General features: G+C 66.6%; 26 protein-coding genes. 18 read left to right on the plus strand and 8 right to left on the minus strand.

Annotation, left to right across the window (positions count from 1 at the left end):
• Positions 1–423 (minus strand): VOC family protein, encoded by a 423-nt coding sequence (locus Q9R14_RS03585; RefSeq protein WP_306003525.1) that lies wholly within the window; start codon positions 421–423, stop codon positions 1–3.
• Positions 424–497: 74 nt separating this feature from the next.
• Here Q9R14_RS03585 and Q9R14_RS03590 point away from each other — a divergent pair, with 74 nt between their 5' ends.
• The 7 genes from Q9R14_RS03590 (at position 498) to Q9R14_RS03620 (ending at position 5,862) form a co-directional block, all read left to right on the plus strand.
• A complete protein-coding gene (locus tag Q9R14_RS03590) occupies positions 498–1,814 on the plus strand; it encodes a replication-associated recombination protein A (RefSeq protein ID WP_306003526.1) in 1,317 nt (438 codons plus the stop codon).
• A 71-nt stretch (positions 1,815–1,885) separates the two neighbouring features.
• Positions 1,886–2,329, plus strand: coding sequence for a hypothetical protein (locus Q9R14_RS03595; RefSeq protein ID WP_306003527.1), 444 nt, complete (start codon positions 1,886–1,888; stop codon positions 2,327–2,329).
• A gap of 39 nt (positions 2,330–2,368) precedes the next feature.
• A complete protein-coding gene (locus Q9R14_RS03600; RefSeq protein WP_306003528.1) occupies positions 2,369–3,091 on the plus strand; it encodes an RluA family pseudouridine synthase in 723 nt (240 codons plus the stop codon).
• A 63-nt stretch (positions 3,092–3,154) separates the two neighbouring features.
• Positions 3,155–3,643 (plus strand): hypothetical protein, encoded by a 489-nt coding sequence (locus tag Q9R14_RS03605; RefSeq protein ID WP_306003529.1) that lies wholly within the window; start codon positions 3,155–3,157, stop codon positions 3,641–3,643.
• Positions 3,644–3,683: 40 nt separating this feature from the next.
• Positions 3,684–4,079, plus strand: coding sequence for a fluoride efflux transporter CrcB (gene crcB / locus Q9R14_RS03610; RefSeq protein ID WP_306003530.1), 396 nt, complete (start codon positions 3,684–3,686; stop codon positions 4,077–4,079).
• Positions 4,076–5,101, plus strand: a complete 1,026-nt coding sequence (locus Q9R14_RS03615; RefSeq protein ID WP_306003531.1) for an RluA family pseudouridine synthase — start codon at positions 4,076–4,078, stop codon at positions 5,099–5,101. Before crcB ends, Q9R14_RS03615 begins: the two co-directional genes overlap by 4 nt.
• Positions 5,098–5,862, plus strand: a complete 765-nt coding sequence (locus Q9R14_RS03620; RefSeq protein WP_306003532.1) for an ATP12 family chaperone protein — start codon at positions 5,098–5,100, stop codon at positions 5,860–5,862. The genes Q9R14_RS03615 and Q9R14_RS03620 overlap by 4 nt, the downstream gene beginning before the upstream one ends.
• Before the next feature lie 22 nt (positions 5,863–5,884).
• On the opposite strand, the gene Q9R14_RS03625 is transcribed toward Q9R14_RS03620, so the two are convergent.
• Positions 5,885–6,664 carry a pseudouridine synthase gene (locus tag Q9R14_RS03625; RefSeq protein WP_306003533.1) on the minus strand — a complete coding sequence of 260 codons (780 nt, stop codon included), beginning with the start codon at positions 6,662–6,664 and terminating at the stop codon, positions 5,885–5,887.
• 366 nt (positions 6,665–7,030) lie between these two features.
• On the opposite strand from Q9R14_RS03625, the gene Q9R14_RS03630 reads away from it, so the two are divergent.
• Positions 7,031–7,435, plus strand: coding sequence for a hypothetical protein (locus Q9R14_RS03630; protein WP_295197077.1), 405 nt, complete (start codon positions 7,031–7,033; stop codon positions 7,433–7,435).
• Here Q9R14_RS03630 and Q9R14_RS03635 read toward each other — a convergent pair whose 3' ends face one another.
• Positions 7,436–8,071: a DUF938 domain-containing protein gene (locus Q9R14_RS03635; RefSeq protein WP_371929755.1), complete on the minus strand. Its 636-nt coding sequence runs from the start codon at positions 8,069–8,071 to the stop codon at positions 7,436–7,438.
• Positions 8,072–8,266: 195 nt separating this feature from the next.
• Here Q9R14_RS03635 and Q9R14_RS03640 point away from each other — a divergent pair, with 195 nt between their 5' ends.
• Together Q9R14_RS03640 and Q9R14_RS03645 are read left to right on the plus strand one after the other, a co-directional pair.
• Positions 8,267–10,114 carry a phosphoenolpyruvate carboxykinase (GTP) gene (locus tag Q9R14_RS03640; RefSeq protein ID WP_306003535.1) on the plus strand — a complete coding sequence of 616 codons (1,848 nt, stop codon included), beginning with the start codon at positions 8,267–8,269 and terminating at the stop codon, positions 10,112–10,114.
• A gap of 48 nt (positions 10,115–10,162) precedes the next feature.
• Positions 10,163–11,176: an FAD-binding oxidoreductase gene (locus tag Q9R14_RS03645; protein ID WP_306003536.1), complete on the plus strand. Its 1,014-nt coding sequence runs from the start codon at positions 10,163–10,165 to the stop codon at positions 11,174–11,176.
• Here Q9R14_RS03645 and Q9R14_RS03650 read toward each other — a convergent pair.
• Positions 11,173–11,904 (minus strand): TonB family protein, encoded by a 732-nt coding sequence (locus tag Q9R14_RS03650; protein WP_306003537.1) that lies wholly within the window; start codon positions 11,902–11,904, stop codon positions 11,173–11,175. The genes Q9R14_RS03645 and Q9R14_RS03650 overlap by 4 nt on opposite strands.
• A 166-nt stretch (positions 11,905–12,070) precedes the next feature.
• Here Q9R14_RS03650 and Q9R14_RS03655 point away from each other — a divergent pair, with 166 nt between their 5' ends.
• Both Q9R14_RS03655 and Q9R14_RS03660 read left to right on the plus strand, forming a co-directional pair.
• Positions 12,071–12,868, plus strand: coding sequence for a transglycosylase SLT domain-containing protein (locus Q9R14_RS03655; protein ID WP_026108427.1), 798 nt, complete (start codon positions 12,071–12,073; stop codon positions 12,866–12,868).
• An 88-nt stretch (positions 12,869–12,956) separates the two neighbouring features.
• Positions 12,957–14,096, plus strand: a complete 1,140-nt coding sequence (locus Q9R14_RS03660) for a DUF2336 domain-containing protein (RefSeq protein ID WP_306003538.1) — start codon at positions 12,957–12,959, stop codon at positions 14,094–14,096.
• 117 nt (positions 14,097–14,213) lie between these two features.
• On the opposite strand, the gene Q9R14_RS03665 is transcribed toward Q9R14_RS03660, so the two are convergent.
• From Q9R14_RS03665 to Q9R14_RS03675, 3 genes are all read right to left on the minus strand, one after another.
• Entirely contained in the window at positions 14,214–14,690 is a 477-nt protein-coding gene (locus Q9R14_RS03665) for an Hpt domain-containing protein (RefSeq protein ID WP_168189913.1), read from the minus strand.
• Between the two features lie 61 nt (positions 14,691–14,751).
• A complete protein-coding gene (locus Q9R14_RS03670) occupies positions 14,752–15,522 on the minus strand; it encodes an NAD kinase (RefSeq protein WP_055808736.1) in 771 nt (256 codons plus the stop codon).
• Between the two features lie 55 nt (positions 15,523–15,577).
• Positions 15,578–16,702 (minus strand): DUF2336 domain-containing protein, encoded by a 1,125-nt coding sequence (locus Q9R14_RS03675; protein ID WP_306003539.1) that lies wholly within the window; start codon positions 16,700–16,702, stop codon positions 15,578–15,580.
• A 173-nt stretch (positions 16,703–16,875) separates the two neighbouring features.
• Between Q9R14_RS03675 and Q9R14_RS03680 the strand changes: the two genes are divergently transcribed.
• The 4 genes from Q9R14_RS03680 (at position 16,876) to Q9R14_RS03695 (ending at position 22,832) form a co-directional block, all read left to right on the plus strand.
• Positions 16,876–17,640: a class II aldolase/adducin family protein gene (locus Q9R14_RS03680; protein ID WP_055754843.1), complete on the plus strand. Its 765-nt coding sequence runs from the start codon at positions 16,876–16,878 to the stop codon at positions 17,638–17,640.
• A 185-nt stretch (positions 17,641–17,825) separates the two neighbouring features.
• Complete coding sequence (locus Q9R14_RS03685) at positions 17,826–18,410, plus strand: hypothetical protein (protein ID WP_371929756.1); 585 nt, start codon at positions 17,826–17,828, stop codon at positions 18,408–18,410.
• A gap of 112 nt (positions 18,411–18,522) precedes the next feature.
• Positions 18,523–19,626, plus strand: a complete 1,104-nt coding sequence (locus tag Q9R14_RS03690) for an efflux RND transporter periplasmic adaptor subunit (RefSeq protein ID WP_306003540.1) — start codon at positions 18,523–18,525, stop codon at positions 19,624–19,626.
• A complete protein-coding gene (locus Q9R14_RS03695) occupies positions 19,626–22,832 on the plus strand; it encodes an efflux RND transporter permease subunit (RefSeq protein ID WP_306004115.1) in 3,207 nt (1,068 codons plus the stop codon). Before Q9R14_RS03690 ends, Q9R14_RS03695 begins: the two co-directional genes overlap by 1 nt.
• A 4-nt stretch (positions 22,833–22,836) precedes the next feature.
• Here Q9R14_RS03695 and Q9R14_RS03700 read toward each other — a convergent pair whose 3' ends face one another.
• Positions 22,837–23,340, minus strand: coding sequence for a cytochrome c family protein (locus tag Q9R14_RS03700; RefSeq protein ID WP_242078489.1), 504 nt, complete (start codon positions 23,338–23,340; stop codon positions 22,837–22,839).
• A gap of 151 nt (positions 23,341–23,491) precedes the next feature.
• On the opposite strand from Q9R14_RS03700, the gene Q9R14_RS03705 reads away from it, so the two are divergent.
• On the plus strand, positions 23,492–23,758 hold the full coding sequence (locus Q9R14_RS03705; protein ID WP_306003541.1) for a FeoA domain-containing protein: 267 nt from the start codon (positions 23,492–23,494) through the stop codon (positions 23,756–23,758).
• On the plus strand, positions 23,758–25,626 hold the full coding sequence (locus tag Q9R14_RS03710; RefSeq protein ID WP_306003542.1) for a ferrous iron transporter B: 1,869 nt from the start codon (positions 23,758–23,760) through the stop codon (positions 25,624–25,626). The genes Q9R14_RS03705 and Q9R14_RS03710 overlap by 1 nt, the downstream gene beginning before the upstream one ends.
• The last annotated feature ends 20 nt before the right edge of the window (positions 25,627–25,646 follow it).

Genomic DNA, 25,646 nt, shown 5'->3' on the forward strand with positions numbered 1-25,646 from the left:
TCACGCCTTCGTCGGCCCGCCGATCGACCAGGTGTGGCCGAAGGGGTCGCGCAGGACGCCGTAGCGGTCGCCCCAGAACTGATCGGCCATGTCCAAGACGGGTTCAGCGCCGCCGACAGTCATCGCGCGCGTCCACCACGCGTCGGGATCGGCGACCTGAAGGTGCAGGGTCACGCCGGCCGGGCGGACATCTTGGGAACCGCCGTATTCCGGAAACTCGTCATTCAACATGACGCTGGCGCCGTTGATCCTCAGGTGGGCGTGCATCAGTCGCTCGCCGTCGTCGGCGAGACGGCGGTCCAACACCTCGGCCCCGAAGGCGATGATGTAGAAGTCGATCGCCGCAGAGGCCCCGCGCGACGGGATGGTCAGGTGGGGCGTCACGCCGGAAGTCGGACCCTGGTTCGGATTGGCGTCGGTCATGGGGCGGTCTCCGTGGCGGTTCGCCATACTAACGCGTGAAAAGCCTTTGGCGAACGCCTACATAGGTCGCACCCATGAGCGACCTGTTCGAAGCTTCCGGCATTCTGCCCCCCGACGCCCCATTGGCCGACCGCCTGCGTCCGCGCACGCTGGACGAGGTGGTGGGGCAGGATCATCTGCTGGGGCCAGGCGGGCCGATCCGGCGCATGATCGAGGCCGGGCGGTTGGGATCCATGATTCTGTGGGGACCGCCGGGGACGGGCAAGACCACGATTGCGCGCCTGCTGGCCCAGGCCGCGGGCTATGAATACCAGGCGATCAGCGCGGTGTTTTCGGGCGTCGCCGACCTGAAGAAGGCGTTCGAGGCGGCGCGGATGCGGCGTGCGGCGGGACAGAGCACGCTGCTGTTTGTGGACGAGATTCACCGCTTCAACCGCGCCCAGCAGGACGGGTTTTTGCCGTTCGTCGAGGCAGGCGTGGTGACACTGGTCGGGGCCACGACCGAGAACCCCAGCTTCGAGCTGAACGGCGCCCTCTTGTCGCGCAGTCAGGTCTATGTGCTGAAACGGCTGGACGATGCGGCGCTGGATCAACTGCTGAGCCGGGCCGAGACGCATATGGACCGGACCCTGCCGCTGACGCCGGAGGCCCGTCAGGCGATGCTGGCCCTGGCCGACGGCGACGGGCGGTATCTGCTGACCATGTCGGAGGTGCTGTTCGACCTGCCTGAGGGCGAAAAGCTGGACGTGCAGGGGCTGGCGGGCGTGCTGCAACGCCGGGCGCCCGCCTACGACAAGAGCCGAGAAGAACACTATAACCTCATATCCGCACTGCATAAATCGGTTCGGGGATCCGACCCCGACGCGGCGCTCTATTGGCTGGCGCGCATGCTGAACGGGGGGGAGGACCCGCTTTATCTGGCGCGTCGGATCGTGCGGATGGCGGTCGAGGACATCGGCGAGGCCGATCCGCTGTCGATCCTGGTCGCCAATGCCGCCAAGGACACCTACGACTTCCTGGGCAGTCCCGAGGGCGAGCTGGCCCTGGCCCAGGCGGTGGTGCACCTGGCCACGGCTCCCAAGTCCGTCGGGGTCTATGAGGCGTTCAAGGCGGCCAAGAAGGCGGCCTATGAGACAGGCTCGCTGATGCCGCCCGCCCATATCCGCAACGCCCCGACCAAGCTGATGAAGTCGCTGGGGTACGGCAAGGGCTATCAATACGACCCCGACACGCCCGAGGGCTTCTCGGGCGCCAACTTCTTTCCCGACGAGATGGACCGTCGCACCTTCTACAAGCCGAAGGGCGAGGGGCACGAGGAGAAGGTCAAGGCGCGTTTGGAGCGCTGGGCCGAGATGCGAGCACGGCTGGGGGCGGACGCGTCCGGCGACTGACTGAACGCTGTTCATTGTTGCCAGTCGATAAGGGGGTTAGCGTTCCGGCTTGACATCCTTGGGAGGGGACGATGATCGAGACGGTTAAAACGCCCTGGCATCTGTGGCTGGTGGGCGTGTTGTCTTTGTTGTGGAACGGGTTCGGAGCGTTCGACTTCATCCAGACTACGACGCGGGGCGAGGCCTACATGCGGGCGGCGGGTTTCGACGACGCCATGGTCGCCTATTACGAGGCCATGCCCGGCTGGATGTATCTGCCGTGGACGCTGGGAGTGTGGGGTGCGGTGATCGGTTCGGTGATGCTGCTTCTGCGCCGGCGCTGGGCGGTTCCGGCTTTCGGTCTGTCGCTAGTGGGCGCGTTGATCAGCCTGATCTATGGCAAGTTGATCGATCCTCCGCCGCCGGCGCCGCCCGAACTGGCGGCCATGAGCTGGATGCCGATCGTCATCCTGCTGATTGCGATTCTGCTTTTTGGTTATGCGTTCAATATGCGCAAACGCGGCGTGCTGCGCTGATGGGCTGACGCAGGGCGCGCCGTCGCGTATGGACGCCCCGTGACCCGCGTTCCTGCCGATCTTTCATCCGATGATATCGCCGCCGTCCGGTCGTGGGTGATCCACGAGGATGCGCACGTCATCGCGTTCTCAAAGCCGCCGGGCCTGTCCAGTCAGGGCGGGCGGATCAAGGCGCATACGCTGGACGACCTGCTGTGGGCGTTCGCGCGGTCAAACGGCAAGCGGCCGGAGTTGGTGCATCGGCTGGATCGCGACACCTCGGGCGTGATCCTGGCGGCCAAGACCAAGCCGGCGGCCAGTTTTCTGGGCAAGGCGTTGCAGATGCGGCGTTTCAGGAAACAGTATCTGGCCCTGCTGTCGGCCGCGCCTGATCCCAAGGCGGCGACCATCGACGCGCCGTTGCGCCGCGAGGAGATTGGGCGCGAGAGCTATATGCGGGTCGTCACCTTTGACGCGCCGGGCGCGCAAGGGTCGCAGAGCCGCTATCGGACCTTGGCCGCAGGACCTGAAGGGGCCGTGGTCGAGCTGGAGCCGCTGACCGGGCGGATGCATCAGCTGCGTGTGCACATGGCCCATATTGGTCGGCCGTTGATCGGGGACGTGCGCTACGGCGGCGCCCTGATCACGGCGGTCGGGCCGGCGCCGCGCCTGATGCTGCACGCTGCTAAACTGAGCTTTCCGCATCCCGAGGGCGGGACGACCACGGCCGAAGCCCCGCCGCCTGAGGATTTCGCGACGCTCAGGGCGGCGTTGGGTCTTTAGGCGCGGGCGCTTCAGGGAACGCCGTGTGCGTTTCGGCGCTATGTCGTTGAAAGGATACCTCTGATGAAGCGTCTCGCCCTTGCCCTGACTGGCCTTTCCGCCCTGGCTTTGACCGCCTGCGCCAGCCTGGCGCCCTATGGCGCGCAGATGGGACCGAACGGACAGGGGTATTCCGAGCAGCGGATTGAATCCAACCGCTATCGTGTCACCTACAACGGCGTCGGCGCCGCGGGCCGTGTCGCTGATTGGGCGCTGGTGCGCGCCGCCGACCTGACCACCGAACAAGGCTACGACTGGTTCGAGGTAACGCAGAGCTGGACCGACGGGCGGCCGGGAGGCGCAGGCGGCGTCAGCCCGAGCGTTTCCATCGGCGGCGGCAGCAGCAGATATGGCGGCTATTCAGCCTCGGGCGTCGGCGTGGGCCTCGGTCTGAACTTCAGTGGGCCGCAGCCGACCTCGACGACGCTGGAAGTCGTTTTGGGACGCGGCCAGAAGCCGGATCGTCCGAACGCCTATGACGCGCGCGCGGTCCAGAGCTCCATCCCGCGCTGACCATCGCTTTCGGCGCGGGCGGCGTATATATCGCCGCACGATGACACGTTTTCTTCTCGTTGCGGCAGGTGGCGCCATCGGCTCCATGGCGCGCTATGGCCTTGGCCTCGCTGCCGGGCGGCTCGCACCCAATGCCGGTTGGCCCGTGGGCACCTTCGCCGCCAATGTCGCCGGGGGTCTGCTGATGGGTTTGCTCGTCGGCTGGCTGGCGTTCCGGGGCGGGGCGCAGCAGGAGATGGTGCGCCTGTTCGCCGCCGTCGGCATGTTGGGCGGGTTCACGACTTTTTCGTCCTATTCGCTTGAAGCGGTGCAGATGATCGAGCGCCGCCAGATCGGCCTGGCCGCGGCCTATGTGATTGGCTCGGTGGTTCTGGCGATCGCGGCCCTGTTCGTCGGCCTGATGGTCGCCCGCCGCGCCTTTGGAGTTCCCGCTTGACCGATCAGCCGCCCGCAGCAGATGCGCCCAAACGCGAAGTCCTGACGATCTATGTCGCCGAGGACGAGGACGGCATCCGGCTGGACCGCTGGTTCCGCCGGCGCTGGCCGCACCTGTCCAACATCCAGGTGCAAAAAATGGCCCGCAGCGGTCAGATCCGCGTGGACGGCGCCCGCATCAAGCCCGAAGGCCGACTGACCGCCGGCGCCGCCGTGCGCGTGCCGCCGATCCCCGATGACACCTCTCGCCAAGCGGGGGACGCCCACACCTTGTCCGAAAGGGACATCGCCTTCGCCAAGTCGCTGGTGCTGTACGAAGACGACATGGTCATCGCCTTGAACAAGCCGCATGGCCTGGCGGTGCAGGGCGGGACCAAGACGAGCCGTCACGTCGACCGTCTGCTGTCGGCCTGGGGCGAGGGATTGGAGCGACCGCGCCTGGTCCACCGGCTGGACCGCGACACCTCGGGCGTCCTGCTGCTGGGCAAGGGGCCGGAGGCGGCCAAGCGACTGGCGGGCGCCTTTGCGCGGCGGCAGGCCAAGAAGACCTATTGGGCCATCGTCATGGGCAATCCGAAACCCTATTCGGGTCAGATCGACATGCCGCTGAAGAAGACCGGCATCAACGACTTCGAAATGATGCGACCGGCCGAGCGCAAGGACCCGCGCGCCGAACCGGCCGAAACAGCGTTCTCGACCATCAGCCGCGCCTCGCACCGGGCGTCATGGATGGCGCTGCGCCCCTTCACTGGACGGACCCACCAGCTGCGCGCCCATATGGCGGGGATCGGCCATCCGATCCTGGGCGATCCGAAATACGGCGACGAGAAATCGCGCGAACTGTCAGGCTCCCTGAAGCTGCAACTGCACGCCCGCAGCATCGAACTGGACCACCCGCGCGGCGGCGTTCTCAAGGTCACCGCCCCTTTGAGCCCCGAGATGAAAGCCGGCTTCGCCCACTTCGGTTTCTCCGAGGACGAGGCCGAAGACGATCCCTTCCTGGGCGTAAAGAGACTCCGATGAGCCATATCCCTCCGCTCGATCCCATGGTCGCCGCTCGCAAAGGGTTCCGCGAGACAGAAAACCGCATCTCCCGCTTCTGGACCGAAGCGACGGTGGGGCCGCATGCAGACGGGGGCTGGGCCGTGTTGCTGGATGGGCGCACGCCGAAGACGCCGGACAAGGCGGCGCTGATCCTGCCTACGCAGGCTGCGGCGCAGTTGGTCGCCGACGAATGGGCGGCGCAAGGGCAGTTTCTGGATCCGTCGACCATGCCCGCGACGCGGCTGGCCTCGACCGCTATCGACCGGATCGGTCAGGCGCGCGAGGCGGTGGCGGATGAGATCGCGGCCTATGCCGGATCGGACGTGGTCTGCTATCTGGCTGAGCATCCGACGCCGCTGGTCGAACGGCAGGCGCGGGAGTGGGGTCCCTGGCGCGATTGGGCCGCGCGCGAGATGGGTGTGGCGCTGGAGCCGGTCGAAGGCATCGTGCATCGGCCGCAGTCGCCTGACGCCATCGCAAAGGTGAAAGCGCATGCCCTGTCACTGGGCGACTTCCGCCTGACCGGACTGGCGACGGCCGTGCCTCTGCTGGGTTCGGCTGTATTGGCCTTGGCGGTGGAGCAGGGGGCGTTGGATGGCGGGGCGGCGTTCGACCTGTCGCGGATCGACGAGCTGTTCCAGGAAGAGCTGTGGGGCGTGGATGCCGAGGCCGCCGAACGCACCGAGGCGCGCCGTGCGGAGGCCCAACTGCTTGACCGGTGGTTCAGAGCGCTTGATTAGGGCGCTCGATTAGGGCGCTCGATCAGGGCGCTGGCGGCGTCGTCGAGGCCGCGATCAGCATCGCGCGTTCCTGATCGGTCAGGTGGCGCCAGCGACCCTCAGGCAGGTCGCCCAGCTCCAGCGGGCCGATGCGGATGCGATAGAGATCCACGACCTCCAGCCCGACCAGTTCGCACATGCGGCGGATCTGGCGATACTTGCCCTCGGTCAGGATGAAACGCAGGCTTTGCGGACCCGTCTGGGTGACACGGGCGGGCTTCAGCGGCTTGTCGTTCAGCGACAGGCCGTGGCGCAGCTTGCTCAGCTTGCCTTCGGTGATGTGGCCTTCGACGACGACCAGATATTCCTTGTCCAGCTCGGACGCCGGGCCGATCACCGCCTTGGCGACGACGCCGTCCGACGACAGCAGCAACAGGCCGCGTGAATCTTCGTCCAGCCGGCCGATGGGGGGCAGGGAGGCGTCGCGGGCAGGCGTCTCGCCCTCGCCGATACGATTGGGCGTCTTCAGCAGTCGCACGGCCGGGGTCTTGCCCGGATCGGGCTGGCCCGAGACGTAACCGACCGGCTTGTGCAGCACCAGGGTCATGCCCGTCGCCAAGGCCGCCTGGGCGGTGTCGTTCAGGGTCAGGGTTTCGCCGGGTTGAATCTTTCGGCCGGCGTCGCTGATCGTCTCGCCATCGATGGAGACCAGACCATTGGCGATCAGGGTATCGGCCTCGCGCCGCGAACAGACGCCGGTCTGGCCCAGCCACTTGTTCACGCGAACGGGTTCGTCGCCGTCATAGGTGCGGGTGAAAGCCATGCAATTCCGTCGTCCAGTCGATGCGGCTGTCTAGAGCCGGGCGGGATCGCGAGCAAGCGGGTCGCCATTTTCAGGATCAGCAAAGCCAGTCTTTTCAAACTGGCAGGTTGATCCAGACGGGATCTCCACTATATCTGGCGGCATTCCACAAATGATCAAGAGTGCGGGACGACACGCGTCGGACCCGTCGATTTTCTTTTTTCTGGTCATCGGCGTGGGTGGTTCGACAGCGTCGCTTGTCGGATCTGTATCAGTATTGAAACATCTCAAGGAGACGTCTTGTTCGCTCAAAACAAATCTTCCTCAGGCCCCCGTCGCACCGGTTACAACCGTCCTGTTCCCACCCGTCTGCGCATGGGGTTGGTGATGCGGCGTGACATGGCGTTTGGCGAGTTAGGCGACGTGGAGGGCGCGTTGCGGGCCGAGGGCGTGGGCCTGGCCCCGATCTCAACGGGCGACGCCAGCCTGATCGCCGGCGGCGTGACCGTGCTGGCCACCGCAACGGCCAAGGACATCGCCGAGGGGCGTTTGAAGGGTCTGGTCGTGCCAGGCGGTTCGACGGACGAGGCGTCGCTGGCGGCCGTGCGGTCGCTGATCGACCTGGCGCGCGTGAATGGCCTGACGGTCATCGCCTTCGCGGACGGCGTCGCGCTGGCGGCCGATAGCTTCGGCGTGTCAGCCAATGCCGAGGGCGCGGTGTTCAAGGACGGGGGGGTGACCCTGCTGAACGAGCGGGCCGAGTTGTCGAAACTGGTCGGCGCGATCGTCTGATCAGACGGCGCGAAACAGCAGGATCAGGTTGTTCGCCGGCATCTGAACCCGCAGCGTGGCCGCAAGGCCATGCGAGCGGGCCAGGGCCTCGACCGCTTCGCGATCACGCAAGCCCCAATCCACGTTTCGCGCCTTCAGGCTGGCGTCGAAGGCCGCGTTCGACTCCGCCAGCGGATCCTCGAACTCGCGGTAGGGGCCATAAAGCGCCAGCAGGCCGCCGGGGCGTCGCAAGACTCGACCGGCCAGATCCATCAGCCCCTCGGTCGCCGACCAGGGGCTGATGTGCGTCATGTTCGCACAATAGAGAGCGTCGAACGTGTCGGTCGGCCAAGTCATAGGATCGCTGGCGTCGAGGGACAACGGCGGGTTCAGGTTCGACACAGCGAGCTGACGGCTCCAGGCGGCGATGCTGTCGCGGGCCTGGTCGCTGGGGTCGCTGGGCGTCCAATCCATATCCGGCAGGGCGGCGGCGAAGGCGGCGGCGTGTTCGCCCGATCCGGACGCGATCTCAAGCACCGATCCACGCGCCGGCAGATGGGCGCGGAGCACGCGAAGAATCGCATCGGCGTTTCGACGCGCGGCGGGCGAAGTGAGCGCGCCGTCAGGCAGCACAGTGAGAGAATCCAGTGTTTGCACAGGCCCTTCTACCGCTCCGACGGCGCTCTCGCATCTGCGATCTTTTGCCGACGACACCGGTAGACAACGGCGCTTTCGTGCGCGGTTTGACGTGGCGGAAACGACGGCGCATTCCGCTTGTAACAGTGCGTGATCGTTATGTGTCGGGTCATGGCGGCGTCAGATCGCCGGGCTCTTTTTGCTCAGGAGACGTCCTTGTCCAATCCTTCCACGCCTGGTTTGCGCCCGGCGCCCACCGCCCATGCCGGGCTGATCGCCTGGGTCGAGCAGATCGCCGCCCTGACCAAGCCCGCCAAGGTCCATTGGTGCGACGGCTCAGAGGCCGAGAAAGAAGCCATTACCGCCGACCTGCTGGCCAAGGGCACGCTGAAGGCGCTGGATCAGACCAAACGGCCGGGCTGCTACTACGCCGCCTCCGATCCCCGCGATGTGGCGCGCGTCGAGAGCCGCACCTTCATCTGCTCGGATGACGAGGCTGACGCCGGCCCGACCAACAACTGGGCCGATCCGATCGAGATGCGTGAGCGTCTTGACGGTCTGTTCGACGGCTGCATGGCCGGGCGGACGATGTACGTCGTCCCGTTCTGCATGGGCCCGCTGGGGTCCGAGATCAGCGCCCTGGGCGTCGAGATCACCGACAGCGGCTATGTCGCACTGTCGATGGGTGTGATGACCCGCATGGGCAAACCGGCGCTGGATCAGCTGGGCGAGGACGGCGTCTTCGTGCCGGCCGTCCATACGCTGGGCGCGCCGCTGGCCGACGGTCAGGCGGACGTGGCCTGGCCCTGCAACGACGACAAATGGATCGTTCATTTCCCCGAGACGCGGGAAATCTGGTCCTATGGTTCGGGCTATGGCGGCAACGCCCTGTTGGGCAAGAAATGCTACGCCCTGCGCATCGCCTCGATCATGGCTCGCGATGAGGGATGGCTGGCCGAGCACATGCTGATCCTGAAGCTGACGGATCCGAAGGGCCGGGCGAAATACGTCGCCGCCGCCTTCCCCAGCGCCTGCGGCAAGACCAACCTGGCCATGCTGCAGCCCAGCCTGCCGGGCTGGACCGCCGAGACCATCGGCGACGACATCGCCTGGATGCGGTTCGGCGATGACGGGCGACTGTATGCGGTCAATCCCGAGGCCGGCTTCTTCGGCGTCGCGCCAGGCACGAGCCGCAACACCAATCACAATGCGCTGGAAACCCTGGCCTCCAACACCATCTTCACCAACACCGCCCTGACCAGCGATGGGGACGTCTGGTGGGAGGGTCTGACCAAGGAGACGCCCGAAGGCCTGACCGACTGGAAGGGCCGTCCGCACGATCCGTCGTCAGGCGAGCCGGCGGCCCATCCCAACGCCCGTTTCGCGGCGCCCGCCAGCCAGTGCCCGGCCATCGCGCCGGAGTGGGAAGATCCCAGGGGCGTGCCGATCGACGCGATCCTGTTCGGCGGGCGTCGCGCCAGCGCCGTGCCGCTGGTGACCGAAGCCTTCGATTGGGAGCACGGCGTCTTCATGGGCTCGACCGTGGCGTCCGAAGGCACGGCGGCGGCTGAGAACAAGGTGGGCGAACTGCGCCGCGATCCCTTCGCCATGCTGCCCTTCTGCGGCTACAACATGGGCGACTATTTCGCCCACTGGCTGAAGATGGGCCAGGGGCGAGACGCCTCGAAACTGCCGCGCATCTTCTTCGTCAACTGGTTCAGGAAGGATCAGGACGGCCGCTTCGTCTGGCCCGGTTTCGGCGACAATGCGCGCGTGCTGAAGTGGATCAGCGAGCGCATCGACGGCGACGCCGAGGCGGTCGACACGGCGGTCGGGCGCGTGCCGTCAGTCACGGCCTTGGACCTGTCAGGCCTGGACCTGACGGCGGCGCAATTGTCGACCCTGCTGGACGTGGACGCAGGCGTCTGGGCGGAGGAGGCGGCGCTGATCCCCGACTTCTATCGCCAGTTCGGCGATCGTCTGCCGACCGCCCTGTGGGACCAGCACTCGGCCCTGGTCGCGCGTCTGGACGACGCCGGCGCGGCCTCGATGGCGGCGGAATAGGCGAACGCCATCTTGCAATAGGATCGTCGCGGGTCGATCAGACGACCCGTGACGTCTTCCTCTCCCATCGTGATTGTCGGCGCCGGCGTGCTGGGCCTTTGCACGGCGTTCGAACTGCATCGGCGCGGCTGGGCGGCAGTGGTGGTCGATCCGGGCGAGGTGAACGCCTCCCTGGTGGCTGCCGGGATGATCGCCCCGGCGATGGAATCGGCCATCGACGACGTATCCGTTGATCGCGCGCGGCTGTTCCGAGTAGGCCGTAATTTGTGGCCCGCGTTCGCGACGGCAGCCGGCATCGCTCTGGCGCATCGACCCGCCGAATGGCGAGCCGGCGACGTGGAGGCGATGGAGACGCGGTTGCGCGCGCTGGGCTTCGACGCGCGGCGCGATGGCGCCGGCGTCACGACCGATGACGATTATCAGGTTGAGCCAGCACAGGCTCTAGAGGCGCTGAGGCAGTCGCTGGGCGAGGCTGTGATCGCGGGAAGGGTGACGACGATCGCCCGCACCGATGGCGGCTGGCGGCTCGAAGTCGGCGATCAGTGGCTGGATGCGGAGGCGGTCGTGCTGGCCACCGGCGCTGGTGACGCCATTGCGGGTCTGCCCGAGACCGCGCGCCGTTTGATCGCAGATATCGAGCCGATCCGGGGACAGATCGGCGTCGCAGTCGGACATCTTGTCGATCATGTCGTGCGCGGGCCGGGCGCCTATGTCGCGCCGATGGCGTGTGGCGCGGTCATCGGAGCGACGATGGAGCCGGGGCGGCGGGATACGGCGCCGGATGCCGAGGCGTCCGAGCGCCTGACGCAGGCGGCTTGGGCTGCGCTGGGGCGGTCGCCTGAGCCGCTGTCTATCGAATGGCGCGTCGGCATCCGGGGCGCGACGGCGGATGGTCTGCCGCTCGCGGGCGCGGCGCCCGGTGCAGAGGGTCTGTTCATGGCCTTGGCGCCACGTCGAAACGGCTGGCTGCTGGGGCCCTTGGTCGGCGCCGTGGTCGCCGATGCGATCGAGGGGCGGACGGCGTCGCCGCACGCCCGCGCCCTCGACCCTGGTCGGTTCTAGCCCTCCATCGCGAACCGGACGGTGAAGTTGACGGTCGCGCCGTCGACGGGGCGACCGTCCACGGTGCGCGGGTTCATGCGGAACGACCGCGTCAGGCTCTGCGCGGCGCGGCCGAAGCCCTGGCCGCTCGGCGTCTCGCCCACGACCCGGCAGCCGTTCAGGCCGCCGTCCGCATTGACCACGCAACTGAGCGTCGCCGAACCCGGCGTGCCGTTATCCGCTGCGCGGGTCGGATAGGCGCGCGCCATCTGCGCCGCCGACGGACGGCTGGCCCAAGACGGATTGTTGATCACCGACGGCGGACGCGGCGGCGTCTCGACGGTCGCCGTGCCGCCCTCGACGCCGGTGGGGGCGACGCTGATGGTCGGCAGACCGGGTTGAGCGGTCAAGACGCCGGGCTCGGGCGGCGTCAGCGGGATCGTCTGCACCGTCGAGGGCACGGGGATCGCCGACTTGTGAATGGGCGTGGGCGGCGCCGCCGTCTCAGGCGTGGGCAAGGGCTTGGGTTTGGGCGGCGCCATCATCACCGAGACCGGCGGGTCAAGGATGTCTTCGATGGGCGCCGCACTCAACTCGAACCGCTGATTATACAGCGCCACCCCCGCCGCAACGTGCAGGACCACCGAGACGCCGATGGCGCCCAGCATCCAGCGCGGGATAGGCTTCTTGCGTTCCCCGAAGTCGATCGGGCTGATCAAGCCGGGACCACCGGCAGCACGGATCATCATAACGTCACTCCCTCGTTCACCGCCCCCGCAGCGCCCGTAACTGGAAGTTGAGCGCGCAGGTTGTGGCGGCTTTACGGCGAAGTTTTCCCGTTCGACGAAGGTCGAGGCGTTAACGCGTCTGTTAAGAATTAAGAGTTGATTAACTACGTTCGCCGACCCTTCGCACATGGGTATCGGAGCGATTCCATCGACAGGCGGGGTAGAAGCGGCCATCCGGCGCGCATCGAACGCCGTTGGCGTGGACTATGACTTCCTGGTCAAGACCGCGCGGCGCGAGAGCGCGATGAACCCGTCGGCCAAGGCTCCGACCTCGTCGGCCGCCGGCTTGTTTCAATTCATCGAACAGACCTGGCTGGGCACGGTCAAGCAGCACGGGGCCCAGCACGGTTATGGCCAGTACGCCGACCTGATCCATCGCGGTTCGGACGGCCGTTGGCGCGTCGAGGGTTCGGCGCGCAATGTGGTGCTGGACCTTCGATTCGATCCGCATGCGGCCTCGACCATGGCGGCTGAGTTGACGGCGTCCAACGCCGCCTATCTGCGCGGACGCACAGGCAAGGAACCGGGCGCCGGGGATCTGTATGCGGCTCATTTTCTGGGGCCGGCCGGCGCCGCCGGTTTGATGGAGGCGATGGATCGCAATCCGGGAGGCAGCGCCGCTGCCCTGTTCCCGGACGCCGCGCGGGCCAATCGCAGCATCTTCTATCGCAATGGACGCGCCGCCACGGTCGCCGAGGTCCACGCCAATCTGCAGCGCACAGCCGGCGAGGGCGCACCCGCCGCCGGAGCCGGCGAGACGAAATACGCTGTGCCGAATCTGAGCGACAAGGACCAGATGCTGGCCGCGCGTCTGGATCGGCTGAAGCAGGATCAAGGGCTGCTTGCGCTACTGCTCGGTCAGGACGGATCGTCGAGCAGCGGCTTCGGCGGCGCTTTCTCGCCAAATGGCAAGGAAACAACCTGAGTCGTTGCATTGCAACCGATGGTAAACCGCCCGTTAAGCATGGCAGTCTCATTCTGGGATCAACGTCCGATTCCATCACGAGCCGTCCATGACCGCCTTCCGCGCCCGCCTGACAGAAGTGGACATTCGACGCCTGATCAAGGCGACGGACGACGATGAGCGGGCCGAGGCGGCGCACAAGCTGTGCCGCAACATGGAGCGCGCGGAACTGAATGAGGACGACCGGGCGGCGGCGCAGAAAATCCTGCGTCTGCTGGCCAATGACGCCGCCGAATTGGTGCGCCGCGCCATGGCCGTCACGCTGAAGGCGTCCGATCTGATTCCCAACGACGTGGCGCGCAAGCTGGCCGGCGATCTGGACAGCATCGCCCTGCCGATCATCGCCTCGTCGCCGGCGTTCAGCGACGAGGATCTGATCGAGATCGTGCGCGCCGGATCGGTCGTGCGCCAAGTCGCCGTGGCGGGGCGGGCGCGGGTGTCGCGCGATGTCGCGACCGTGCTGGCGGCAGAAGGATGCGAGCAGTCGGTTCGCACCCTGGCGGCGAATGACAACGCCGACCTGTCCGAAGGCGCGTTGGCGACGGTCGTCGATCGTTTCGCCGAAGCGCCCGAAGTCCTGACCGCCGTGGCCTATCGCCAGGTCCTGCCGCTGCATGTGACCGAACGGTTGATCCAGCTGGCCAGCGAGGCGGTGCGCGAACATCTGATCAGCCATCACGCTGTGGCGCCGGAAACCGCGATCCGTCTGGCCCAATACTCTCGTGAGCGGATGACGGTCGATCTGGTCGATCAGGCCAGCGTCAGCACTGATCTGGCGGCGTTCATGGCCCAGCTGAACGCCCGTCGTGTCCTGAACGCTTCACTGCTGTTGCGCGGACTGGCGCGGGGTCAGATGGCGATGTTCGAGTACGGGCTGGCCGAACTGGCCAACACGCCGCATCACCGCGCCTGGTTGATGGTGCACGACGCCGGTCCGCTTGGGCTGAAGGCCATCTATGATCGCGCGGGTTTGCCGCCGCGCCTGTTCCAGGCCTTCCGCGCGGGCGTCGACACCTGGCGCGCGCTGGCGGCGGAGGGGATCGATACATCGAGCGCCTATTTCCGCGATCAGATGCTGGAGCGGTTCCTGACCCAGCGTCCGGCGGTGCTGCGCGACGATCTGGCCTATCTGATGGAGCGGCTGGATCAGTCGCCGTCGCTCAGCCTGACCGCCGCCAGCGCAGCTTGATCCTGAGAGCCTGATTCACGGTATCGACGAGATCGCGAAGCGATTCGTCTCAACCGATCAGGCTCAAAGAAAAGGCCCGCCGGAGACGACGGGCCTTCGCAAGCGGCTGGAGGGACTTCAGCCTGCGAGGTGATCGGCGACGCGGGCTTCCAGCGTTTCGGCCAGGGCGCGGCCGGTCGGATGTTCGTCGGTCTTGATCTGGTCGCGGACGACGGCGCGGATGGCGTCGATGTGCGCGTCCAGGATGGCGATGGGCGCAGTCATGCGGCGATCGGCGTCGTCCAGCATCTTGCACAGCGAACCGGCGATGCGCGTTACCAGCGGATATTCATAGGTCGTGCCCAAACCCTTCAGATCATGAGCCCGGAAATACAGGGCCTCGGCGGTGGCGGGGGTGTAGCCCTGCTCACGGATGTCGGCCTGGGCCTTGTCCAGCTTGACGATCTCGTCGTTCAGCCATTGGCCGAACTGGGCCGACATGGCTTTCAGCGCCTCCTCAGCCTTGGCGATGGCGTCGGCGTTGATGCCGAAGCCGCCGCCGACCTTGAGCCGCAGCGAGTTGGTCGGAGGGGTGATCTGCGCCGGATTGCTCATGGCGGGCTCCATAGGACGTTCAGGCCAAGATACGGTAGCGGGCTTAAGAAGCCGTGACCGTTCAGTTGGCGAACTGTTCGGCCATCACGCGTTCGTCGAACGACCGGCCCGCATCGAAAAGCATGGTCAGGGTGACGTCACGACGCTCGCGCACCTCCACGCGGGCGACGCGTCGGACCTCGAAGTTGTCGGCGGTGGCCGAGACCGGGCGTTTGTCGGCCTCCAGCACTTCGAACCGCACCTTGGCGCCGTGCGACAACAGGGCGCCGCGCCAGCGACGCGGCCGGAAGGCGCTGATCGGCGTCAGGGCCAGGATGCGGGCGTCCAGCGGGATGATCGGGCCGTGAGCCGACAGGTTATAGGCGGTCGATCCCGCAGGCGTTGCTACGAGGCAGCCGTCGCAGGACAGTTCTTCAAGCCGCACGCGCTCATCCACGGTGATGCGCAGTTTGGCCGACTGGCGTGTCTGGCGCAGCAGCGACACCTCGTTGATGGCCAGGCCGGTGTGCACCTCGCCGCTTTCGGTCCAGGCGTCCATCTGAAGCGGGTGGATGACCGTTCTTTCAGCCGTCGCGATTCGCTCCAGCAAACCGTTGTCGTCGTAATCGTTCATCAGAAAGCCGACCGACCCCCGGTTCATCCCGTACACCGGCGTGCGCTGGCGCAGGTTGCCGTGCAGGGTTTCCAGCATCTGCCCGTCGCCGCCCAAGGCCACGATCACATCGGCCTCGTCTTCGGGCACAGCGCCATAGCGGTCGATCAAGGCCTTGCGTGCAGCCTGGGCTTCGGGCCGGTCGCTGGCGACGAAGGCCAATCGGGGCGACGACGGCACGGGAGAGGGGCTTGACTGAATCACTTGGCGACGTGGCCCGAGCTTGGGCGCAGAGTCAAACGGTCGCGGGCTTGTGCATCATCTGATGGAAGGCGCGAGAGGCGGCGTGCGCGCTCATCGGCGTCGCCTTCCAGCCGCCGTCGGCAGGCATTCCGCCCGAAAGTTTGCGCACCTCGACCAAGAGGGAGGCGAAGACGGCCTTATCCACGCCCACGGCGATGCAGGCCAAATAAAGCGGCTCGGCGGTTGGAGCCCGGATGGCGTGATGCACCTGGGCCTCGCTGAAGCCGCCCAGGACCGCCAAGGTCTGTTCGAACAGTTCGAAACGCTGTTCTCGCAGCGCGCGCACCAGCAGGCCAGGACGCAGTTGACCGGCGGATTGAAGCTTTTCCACCAGTCGTCGTTCCGCGTCGATGCGAGTGCGATCTTCGGTCATCCGGGCGGACATGGCGCGCCACTCGGGACTGCCGACAGCCTTCGCCGCCGCGTCCTGAACCGCCGCATTCAACTGGGCGTCGTCGATGCGGAAGCGTTCGCCGATCGACTGGCGCAGAGCCTGGCCGACCCATTGATAAAGCTGCTGAGCCAATTGCTCGTTCAGCCTGGGGTGACGCGTCAACGGCGCGCGCAGGCCCGCGATGCGGCGGGAGTGATCGACCAGCTTGCGCATGGCGTCTTCGCTGATGTCGGCCGTGCGGTTGGAAGCCAGCGCCGTCATGGTGACGGGTTCGGCGCGATCGACGATGGTGTCCACGACCGGCCGCGCCAGCTGCGGGCGCCGGGCGACGGCGATCTGATGCTCCAGCGTCGCTTCGATCAGCAGGCGTATCAGGTCGGCGTTCTGTAGAAGCGGGCTGGAGGTGATTACCGGGCGGGCGATCTCGATCTCATCCAGCGCCAGCATGTTGACCAAGGCAGGCGGCGCCCAGTCGACGCCCGCGATCCGTTCGGACAGGGCCAGGCGAATATCCCGCTCGGCCTGGGCTGTCAGAGCGAGGAAGATGTCGCTGAGCAGCGGCGCGACCTTGGGCGGCGGCGGATTGGATTCACAGAGGGAGGTGACCTTGAGCAGCAGGCGCTGACGGTCGTCGGCCGAACGGCTGCTGGCCAGCGCCAGAAGCTCAGACACAGTCCGGTCGTCCCAGGCGTCGCGGGGCGGCTCCAGTTGAACGACAGACAAGGCGGCTCCCCGAACCGGCGACGATGCTTAACCATATGCTTGCGTGATGAAGACCGGGTTAAGCAAGGTCGCCGCAGCGGGTGACGTGACGTCAACGGCGGCCTTGTCGGCTTGACGACGCGACCGCGCGGGGTGACGGTTTGTAAAAGCCCATCCAGAGGCAGGAGGAAATCATGGCGGACGGCACCAGTCCCTCGATCAAGTCGCGCGTGTCCGAAGCTGAATGGCAGGTCCGCGTCGAGCTGGCGGCCCTCTATCGGCTCGTCGCCCTGAACGGTTGGGACGACATGATCTTCACCCATATCTCGGCGCGCGTGCCCGGGCCGGAGCATCATTTCCTGATCAATCCCTACGGCTTCTACTTCGACGAGATCACGGCCTCGTCGCTGGTGAAGGTCGATCTGGAAGGGAATATCGTCCAGGACACGCCCTATTTCATCAATCCGGCGGGCTTCACGATCCACTCGGCCGTCCACGCCGCGCGCGAGGACGCCAAGTTCGTCATTCATCTGCATACGGTGAACGGGGTGGGCGTTGCGGCTCAGGCTGAAGGTTTGCTCCCCGTCAGTCAGAACGCGTGTTTACTACAGCATCAGGTTGCGTATCATGGGTACGAGGGGTTGGCCTTGAACCATGACGAACGCGAACGTCTGGTCGCCGACCTGGGGGACAAACCGCTGATGCTGCTGCGAAACCACGGCACGCTGGCGGTCGGGGAAACGGCGGCTCAGGCATGGATCGGCATCTTCTTTCTGGAGAGAGCCTGCGCGCAGCAGGTTGCGGCGTTGTCTGGCGGGCGCGAGCATATTTTGTTGGCGCCGGACGAGGCGCAGGCCGAGACCAAAGAGCAGGGGCGCGGCATCGGCTTCATCTCGTCTCTGGCCTGGCCGGGCGCGTTGCGACAGCTGGATCGCAAGTCGCCGGGCTACGACGCCTAGTTCCCTTTATCGCGGGGGCGCTGGTCCTCGCGGCGCTGACGCCGACCCAAGCGCTCGCCGGCGCCTGGACCCAGCCGAAGGGCAAGGGCCAGGCCATCGTCAAATACGAGCGGCTGAGCGCCGAGGCCGGCTTCGACGCTGCTGGCGATGAGCGTGACCTGCCTGGCCGGCGGCGTGACGCGACCTTGGCTCTGTTCGCCGAATACGGCGTGGCGGATCGGCTGACGCTTCAGCTGAAGGCGGACTGGCAGGACGGCGAGGACGCCTTCGTCGAGTACAGCGGGCGCGGCCCCATCGAGATCGGTGCGACCTGGCAGGTCTGGCGCGACGACCGAAACGCCGTCAGCCTTTACGGCGGCTATACTCAGGCCGGGGAGGGGCGCAACGCCGGCTATGCCGCGCCGGGCGTCGGCGATCACGATTGGGAGGCGCGAGTCTCGGTCGGCCGGTCCCTCGGCGACATGGGCGAGCGCTGGGGAATGGAGGGCGCATTTGTCGAGCTTCAGGCCGCACGCCGTCTTCGCGACGGCCTGCCGGATGAAACCCGCATCGACGCCACGGCGGGCGCCCGGATCAGCGAAGATTGGATGGTGCTGGGTCAGGCGTTCGGCGGCGCGGCCGACGGCGGCGCGCGCTGGCTGTCCCTAGAAGCCTCGGTCGTGCGCGATTTCGGTGCGTGGAGCATGCAGGCCGGATGGAGACAAACCGTCGCAGGCCAGGAGATTCCCATCAGTCGCGGGCCCGTTCTCGCGATCTGGCGAAGATTTTAGGGAAGATTTCTGCGACGGAAAATGTGATCCGGCACGTTACTGATACGTAACATTGCGCGCACTTCATTACCCGGTAATGCATGCGGCGTCCCCCTGACCGAGAGACCCCCGCGTGATCAAACGTCACTTCTTCCTCGTCGCCGCCGCCGTCCTGCTTGCCCTGATGGTCGTCGCCGCCATCGTCAAAGTCTCCGCTGGAGATGAAAAGAAGGCGGCTGGGCCGGGTGGCGGTCGCGGACGCGGAGCGCAGCAGGTGTCCGAGGCCGTCGTAGCGCAGCGACCCTTCTCGGATCAGATTCGCGTTTTGGGCGTGGCGCGCGGCGAGCGGTCGGTGAACGTCACCTCTTCGACCACCGAACTGATCACCCGCGTCCTGTTCGCGGACGGCCAGTACGTCTCGGCCGGCGCGCCACTGGTCGAACTCCAAGCGCGTGAAGAAGACGCCGCCATTATCGAGGCTCGCGCCAACGTCAATCAGGCCCAGCGCGAATACGATCGCTACAAGGCCCTGGCCGACCGGGGCATCGCGCCCCAGGTCATGCTGGAACAGGCCGAGACCGGGTTGGAAACCGCGCGGGCGTCGCTGCAGGCGGCCCAGGCCCGTCGGGGCGACCGGGTGATCCGGGCGCCTTTCTCCGGCCGTGTCGGTCTGACCACGGTGACGCCCGGCACGCTGATCAACCCGGGCGCGGTGATCACGACGCTGGACGACACCTCGACGATCCGCGTCGATTTCCCCCTGCCTGAGCGCTATCTGAACCTGCTGCGTCCCGGCGCCCAGCTGACCGCGACGGCAGACGCCTATGGCGACGAGCCGTTCACGGGCCGGATCGCCCTGATCGACACGCGCGTCAACGAAACGACCCGCGCCGCAACCGCGCGCGCGGAGTTCCCGAACCCCGGTGGTCGCATCCGTCCCGGCATGCTGATGCGTGTAGCGGTCCAGCAGGGCCAGCGTCAGAGCGCCGCCGTGCCCGAGTCGGCCGTGCAATATGAAGGCGCCGGCGCCTTCGTCTATCGCATCGCGCCCGGCCAGAACGGCTCCACCGCGCAGCGGGTCGAGGTCGAGACCGGGGCCGTCGAGAACGGCTTTGTTGAAATCCTGTCCGGCATAGAGGCCGGCGACCGCATCGTCGGATCGGGCCTGAACCGTATTCAGCCGGGCGCACCGGTCAGCGTGGGCGGCCAGGGTCGCAAGTCGGGCGCCGCCAAATGATGCTGTCCGATGTTTCGGTCCGGCGGCCCGTCTTCGCGGCCGTCGCGGCCATCGTGCTGTGCGTCATCGGCGCGGCGGCCTTCTTCTTCCTGCCCGTGCGTGAACTGCCCGACGTCGATCCGCCGATCGTCTCGGTCAACACCAGCTACGCTGGCGCCTCGGCCGAGGTGATCGAGAGCCGGATCACCGAGCCGGTGGAGCAGCAGATCGCCGGCATCCAGGGCGTCGAACGCATCAACTCGACCAGCCGCGACGGACGCTCCAACGTGAACATCGAGTTCTCGCTGGACCGCAACATCGACGATGCCGCCAACGATGTGCGCGACCGCGTCAGCCGCGTGGTCGGCCGCCTGCCGGACCAGGCCGACCCGCCTGAGGTGGCTAAGGCCGATTCCGACAGCCAGCCGATCATCATCGTCTTCCTGCGCTCGACCAGCATGAGCCGGCTTCAGCTGACCGACTATGCTGACCGCTATCTGATCGACCGGATGGCGACGGTGCCCGGCGTGGCCCAGGTCAACATCTATGGCGAGCAGCGCTATTCGATGCGGATCTGGCTGGATTCCGCCGCCATGGCGGCGCGGGGCCTGACGGTCAACGACGTCGAGACGGCCCTGACGAACCAGAACGTCGAACTGCCCGCCGGCTCGCTGGAATCGACGGACAAGGACTACACCGTCCGCGTGGCGCGCACCTACGCCCTACCGGAAGACTTCCGCCAACTGCCAATCGGCACGCGCGGCTCGGCCTCGACCTCGGCGACAGTCGCCACAGGGACCGGCAGCGGCTCGTCTGCCATAATTCAGGGGCAGCCGACCTATGTGACGCGCCTGGGCGACATCGCCCGCGTCGAGGAGGCGCCGGAAGAAGATCGTCGTCTGTTCCGCGGCAACGGGATGGATCAGATCGGCCTGGCCGTGACCCGGCAGGCGCAGTCGAACGACCTCGCCATCTCGGACGGCGTCCACAAGATGATCGAGGAAATCCGGCCGACCTTGCCGCCGGGCGTAACCATCGAGGTCGGATCCGACAACTCGGTCTTCACCTCGCACGCGATCGACGAGGTCTGGATCACCATCGGCATTTCCATGGCCCTGGTGGCCTTGGTCAACTTCATCTTCCTGGGCAGTCTGCGGGCCGCGCTGATCCCGTCCATCGTGGCGCCGATCTGTCTGCTGGCGACCTTCATCGTCTTGGCGCCGCTGGGCTTTTCGCTGAATCTGCTGACGCTGCTGGCTCTGGTGCTGGCGATCGGCCTGGTTGTGGATGACGCCATCGTCGTGGTCGAGAATATTCAGCGTCGCCTGGACCTGGGCGAACCGCCCCTGGTCGCGGCCGAACGCGGCGCGCGCCAGGTCTTCTTCGCGGTCGTGGCCACGACCATCGTGCTGCTATCGGTCTTCGCGCCCCTGCTGTTCTTGCCCGGATATGTCGGGCGTCTGTTCGTAGAGCTGGCGGCGGCGATCGCGGCGGCCGTGGCCTTCTCCGCCTTCCTGGCGCTCAGCCTGTCGCCGATGCTGGCCTCCAAGATTCTGCGACCCGCCCATGGCGGCGGCTGGGTGGCGCGCAAGGTCGACTGGAGTATGGACCGGCTGAAGTCGTCCTATGGCCGGTCGCTGGACATGCTGTTGGGCCGTCGCATCGCCGTGATCGGCGTCGGCGCCTTGATCCTGCTAGTTGCTGCGGGCGCGGGCGGCATCTTCCTGACCCTGCCCAACGAACTGGTGCCGGACGAGGATCGCGGCCGGGTCACGGTGCGCGTCGCCGGGCCCGAAGGCGCGGGCTTCGACTACACCCGCAAGATCATGCTGGGGCTGGAGCCCCTGCTGGCCGAATACAAGACCAGCGGCGAGGCCGACAGCTATCTGGTGTCCGCGCCCGGCTTCGGCGGCGGCAGCTTCAACTCGGGAAACGCCGTTCTCACGCTCGCCGACTGGTCCAAGCGCGACCGCTCGGCGGCCGAGATCGCTCAGGAATTGAACGGCAAGCTGCGCGGCCAGACGGGCGCCCAGGTCAACGCCTCTACTCCCGGCGCCTTCCAGCGGGGCGGCGGCAACTCCAACTCCATCGAGTTGATCGCGACCGGCAGCGACTACCAGCAGATCTACGCCTGGCTTCAGCCCATGCTGGCTGCGGCCCAGGCCAATCCCGGCTTCTCGCGTCCACGCCTGAACTATGAGCCGAACTCGCCGCGTCTGCTGGTCGATGTCGATCCGCAAAAGGCGGCGGCGCTGGGCGTTTCGTCTCAGTCTATCGGCCGCACGCTGGAGACCATGTTTGGCTCTCGCCGCGCCACGACCTACATCAAGGGCGGTCAGGAATACGATGTCATCCTGCAGACCGAGCGCGATAATCGTCGCGAGGTTGCCGACCTGGAAGCCCTGTATGTTGCAACTGGGGGCGGCCAACTGGTGCCGCTGTCGGCCGTGGTCACGACCAAGACCAGCGGCGACACGCCGGACCGTCGCCGACTGGACCGACAGCGCGCGATCTCCCTGCAGGCCGACCTCAATCCCGGCACCACCATCGACGATGCGATCCAGTTCCTCAACGCCGAGGCGGCCAAGCAGCCGCAAGGCGCCGTCGTCACCCAGTGGGGCGGGGCGGCGCGCGATCAGCAGGAGGCGGGCGGGGCCGTGTTCGCGGCCTTCGGTCTGGCGTTGTTGCTGGTTTTCCTGGTTCTGGCGGCCCAGTTCGAAAGCTGGATCACGCCTGCGGTCATCATGCTGACGGTGCCGCTGGCGGCGGCGGGCGGGCTTTTCGGCCTGCTGATGGCGAGCTCCAGCCTGAACATCTACAGTCAGATTGGCCTGATCATCCTGATCGGGGTGGCGGCCAAGAACGGCATTCTGATCGTCGAGTTCGCCAATCAGCTGCGCGACCAGGGGCGGTCGATCCGGGAGGCGATCATCGAGTCGTCGTCCTTGCGTCTGCGTCCGATCATCATGACCTCGATCGCAACCGCCTTCGGCGCCCTGCCGCTTGTGCTGTGGCAAGGCGCAGGCGCCGGCAGCCGTCAGACGATCGGCGTGGTGATCTTCACCGGCGCCATCTTCGCCACCGTCCTGACCCTGTTCGTCGTGCCGGTGATCTACGGCGTCCTGGCGCGCTTCACCAAGTCGCCGGAATGGACCGCCCGCAAGATCGAGGAGTGGGAAGCCCAGGAACTGCGCGAAGGCGGCCCCAGGGAACTGTCCGAGGCTTGACCGATCAGGCGGCGGGCGCAGGCTCCGGCTTGTAGCCCGTCTCCACCTTCAGGAAGGCGATGACGTCGCGGCGATCCGTGGCGTCGGGCAGACCGGGGAAGGTCATCTTGTTGCCGGGCAGGAAGGTGCGCGGGTTTTCCAACCAGTGATCCAGCTTCTCGGCGTCCCAGGTGAAGGTCGCCGTGCGCATGGCGTTGGAATAGTTGTAGCGCGGGCGATCTCCCGCCTTGCGGCCGAACACGCCGTACAGGTTTGGCCCTGCCATGTCTGGGCCGCCTTCGCCGATGGTGTGGCAGGCGCGACAGCGGGCAAACGCCCGACGCCCGTTCTCGAGATCGCCCGCATTGTAGGGGGCGGGCAGGGAGGCCAGCAGTGTCGCCTTTTCCACATCCGTCAGCACGTGGACCGGCGCGGCAGGCGTGGTTGCGGACGGCTCACCCTGACCACAGGCGGCCAGGGTCAAAAGCGGGGCCAGAAGAAGGGGGGCGACGAGGGCGTGGCGGGTCATGGCGGCTTCCTGTTTGCCTTGTGATAGCGCAACGCACCGGCGCGGCAATTGGTCAAGCTGTCCTGCTGGACGTAGCCCCCTCGCACCTGATAATCAGTGTCAAAGAAACGCGGAGCCGTTGGGGAGCGGCCTCGCCCGTGCGAGCGTAGAATTGACCGACACCATCAAGTTGAGCCAGGCCCGACGCGGCGATCGCGGCGTCATCGTTCAGGTGGGCGCCCATTGTCACCATCAGGGCGAGGCGGTCGAGTTGGAACGCCGTCTGCTGGAACTGGGCTTTGTCGAAGGCGCGCAGATCGAACTGCTGCACGAAGGTCTGTTCGGACGCGACCCGATCGCCATGAAGGTGGACGACATGCGCGTGGCCCTGCGTCGTCACGAGGCGGACAGCCTGTCGATCCGGCTGGGCGCCGCCTGATGGACATTGCGCTGAAGACCGCTCGCGTCGCCCTGGTCGGCAATCCCAATAGCGGCAAGACGGCTCTGTTCAACGCCCTGACCGGCGCCCACCAGAAGGTCGCCAACTACGCCGGCGTGACGGTGGAGCGCAAGGAAGGCCTGATCCGCGCCGCCTCGGGCCGCACGATGTCGGTGCTTGATCTGCCCGGCACCTATTCCCTGCGCGCGCGTAGCCCGGACGAGGAGGTCACGCGCGACGCCGTTCTGGGGCGATTGGTCGGCGAGACGCCGCCCGACGTGGTGGTCTGCGTCGCCGACGCCACCAATCTTCGCCTGGTCCTGCGCCTGATCCTGGAGCTGAAGGCCGTCGGCCGGCCCATGGTCCTGGCGTTGAACATGTACGACATCGCCCAGCGTCAGGGCCTGCGCATCGACCTGGAGCGACTGCGCGCCGAACTGGGCGTGCTGATCATCACCACCGTGGCCACGCGCAAGCGCGGCATCGACGATCTGGTCGCCGCCATAGAGGACCAGGCCGCCGTCGCGGCCGTGACCGAAAGCCAATGGCGCAGTCCGGACGCCGCCGAGCTACGAGCCGCCGCCCGCGAAGCCGAGCGGATCATGAAGGCCTGTGTCCGGCCGCCTGAACGGCCCGACACCCTTACCGGCAAAATCGACTCGGTGCTGCTGCATCCGGTCGGCGGGCTGCTGATCCTGTTCGCCCTGCTGTTCGTGATGTTCCAGGCCGTGTTCAGCTGGGCCGCACCCGTGATGGACGGGATCGAGGCCGGCATCGCCTGGTTGGGCGGCTTGGTCGCCAACGTCCTGCCCGACGGTCTGCTGCAAAGCCTGATCGTGGACGGCATCATTTCCGGCGTCGGCAGCGTGCTGGTGTTCCTGCCGCAGATTCTGATCCTCTTCCTGTTCATCATCGCGTTGGAAGACTTCGGCTATATGGCCCGTGCGGCCTTCCTGATGGACAAGATCATGGGCGGCGCGGGGCTGCACGGTCGGGCCTTCATCCCGCTGCTGTCCAGTTTCGCCTGCGCCATTCCCGGCGTCATGGCGGCGCGGGTGATCGATTCGCGACGCGATCGCCTGACCACCATCCTGGTCGCCCCGCTGATGACCTGCTCGGCGCGCATCCCGGTCTATACGCTGATCATTGCCGCCTTCATTCCGAACGAGACGGTTTGGGGCTTCGCCAATCTGCAAGGCCTTGTGATGTTCGGCCTCTACGCCGCCGGCATCGTCAGCGCCCTGATCGTGTCCCTGCTGATCCGCAAGGTGTTCTGGCGCGGTGCGGTCGAGCCCTTCATGATGGAGCTTCCGGCCTACAAGACGCCGGACCTGCGCAGTGTCGGCTTCAATCTGTGGCTCCGGGCCAAGATCTTCCTGAACCGCGCGGGCCGCATCATCCTGCCGTTGGTGATCATCTTGTGGGTGCTGGCGACCTTCCCCTATCCGCCGGAGAATGCGACCCTGCCAGCCATCGACTATTCGTTCGCGGGCATGATCGGCCGTGCTCTGGAGCCGATCTTCGCGCCCATCGGCTTCAACTGGCAAATGGTGATCGCCCTGATCCCCGGCATGGCGGCGCGTGAGGTCGCGGTAGCGGCGCTTGGCACGACCTACGCCATCGCTGACGCCGAGAATGCGACGGGCGTTCTGGCCTTGACCCTGGCGTCGCACTGGTCGCTGGCGACGGCCTTGTCCTTCCTGGCCTGGTACATCTTTGCGCCCCAGTGCGTGGCGACGCTCGGCGTCGTACGGCGCGAGACCAACTCGCTGAAATGGACTTGGATCATGATCGGCTACATGTTCGGTCTGGCCTATCTGGCGTCGCTGGTGACCTATCATGTGGCGGTGGCGCTCGGAGGCGGTTAAGCCTGAGCGGTTCGCCGCCG

This window comes from Brevundimonas sp. C43 (assembly GCF_030732185.1).
Taxonomy (GTDB): Bacteria; Pseudomonadota; Alphaproteobacteria; order Caulobacterales; family Caulobacteraceae; genus Brevundimonas; species Brevundimonas diminuta_C.

What these genes read in the sequence shown, in the direction of transcription:
- Q9R14_RS03680 (WP_055754843.1), top strand. Translation starts at nt 16,876, where the DNA reads ATGGCGGACGGCACCAGTCCCTCGATCAAGTCGCGCGTGTCCGAAGCT.
- Q9R14_RS03590 (WP_306003526.1), top strand. Translation starts at nt 498, where the DNA reads ATGAGCGACCTGTTCGAAGCTTCCGGCATTCTGCCCCCCGACGCCCCA.
- Q9R14_RS03655 (WP_026108427.1), top strand. Translation starts at nt 12,071, where the DNA reads ATGGGTATCGGAGCGATTCCATCGACAGGCGGGGTAGAAGCGGCCATC.
- Q9R14_RS03595 (WP_306003527.1), top strand. Translation starts at nt 1,886, where the DNA reads ATGATCGAGACGGTTAAAACGCCCTGGCATCTGTGGCTGGTGGGCGTG.
- crcB (WP_306003530.1), top strand. Translation starts at nt 3,684, where the DNA reads ATGACACGTTTTCTTCTCGTTGCGGCAGGTGGCGCCATCGGCTCCATG.
- Q9R14_RS03630 (WP_295197077.1), top strand. Translation starts at nt 7,031, where the DNA reads ATGCGGCGTGACATGGCGTTTGGCGAGTTAGGCGACGTGGAGGGCGCG.
- Q9R14_RS03710 (WP_306003542.1), top strand. Translation starts at nt 23,758, where the DNA reads ATGGACATTGCGCTGAAGACCGCTCGCGTCGCCCTGGTCGGCAATCCC.
- Q9R14_RS03620 (WP_306003532.1), top strand. Translation starts at nt 5,098, where the DNA reads ATGAGCCATATCCCTCCGCTCGATCCCATGGTCGCCGCTCGCAAAGGG.
- Q9R14_RS03650 (WP_306003537.1), bottom strand. Translation starts at nt 11,904, where the DNA reads ATGATGATCCGTGCTGCCGGTGGTCCCGGCTTGATCAGCCCGATCGAC.
- Q9R14_RS03700 (WP_242078489.1), bottom strand. Translation starts at nt 23,340, where the DNA reads ATGACCCGCCACGCCCTCGTCGCCCCCCTTCTTCTGGCCCCGCTTTTG.
- Q9R14_RS03695 (WP_306004115.1), top strand. Translation starts at nt 19,626, where the DNA reads ATGCTGTCCGATGTTTCGGTCCGGCGGCCCGTCTTCGCGGCCGTCGCG.
- Q9R14_RS03665 (WP_168189913.1), bottom strand. Translation starts at nt 14,690, where the DNA reads ATGAGCAATCCGGCGCAGATCACCCCTCCGACCAACTCGCTGCGGCTC.
- Q9R14_RS03625 (WP_306003533.1), bottom strand. Translation starts at nt 6,664, where the DNA reads ATGGCTTTCACCCGCACCTATGACGGCGACGAACCCGTTCGCGTGAAC.
- Q9R14_RS03660 (WP_306003538.1), top strand. Translation starts at nt 12,957, where the DNA reads ATGACCGCCTTCCGCGCCCGCCTGACAGAAGTGGACATTCGACGCCTG.
- Q9R14_RS03585 (WP_306003525.1), bottom strand. Translation starts at nt 423, where the DNA reads ATGACCGACGCCAATCCGAACCAGGGTCCGACTTCCGGCGTGACGCCC.
- Q9R14_RS03605 (WP_306003529.1), top strand. Translation starts at nt 3,155, where the DNA reads ATGAAGCGTCTCGCCCTTGCCCTGACTGGCCTTTCCGCCCTGGCTTTG.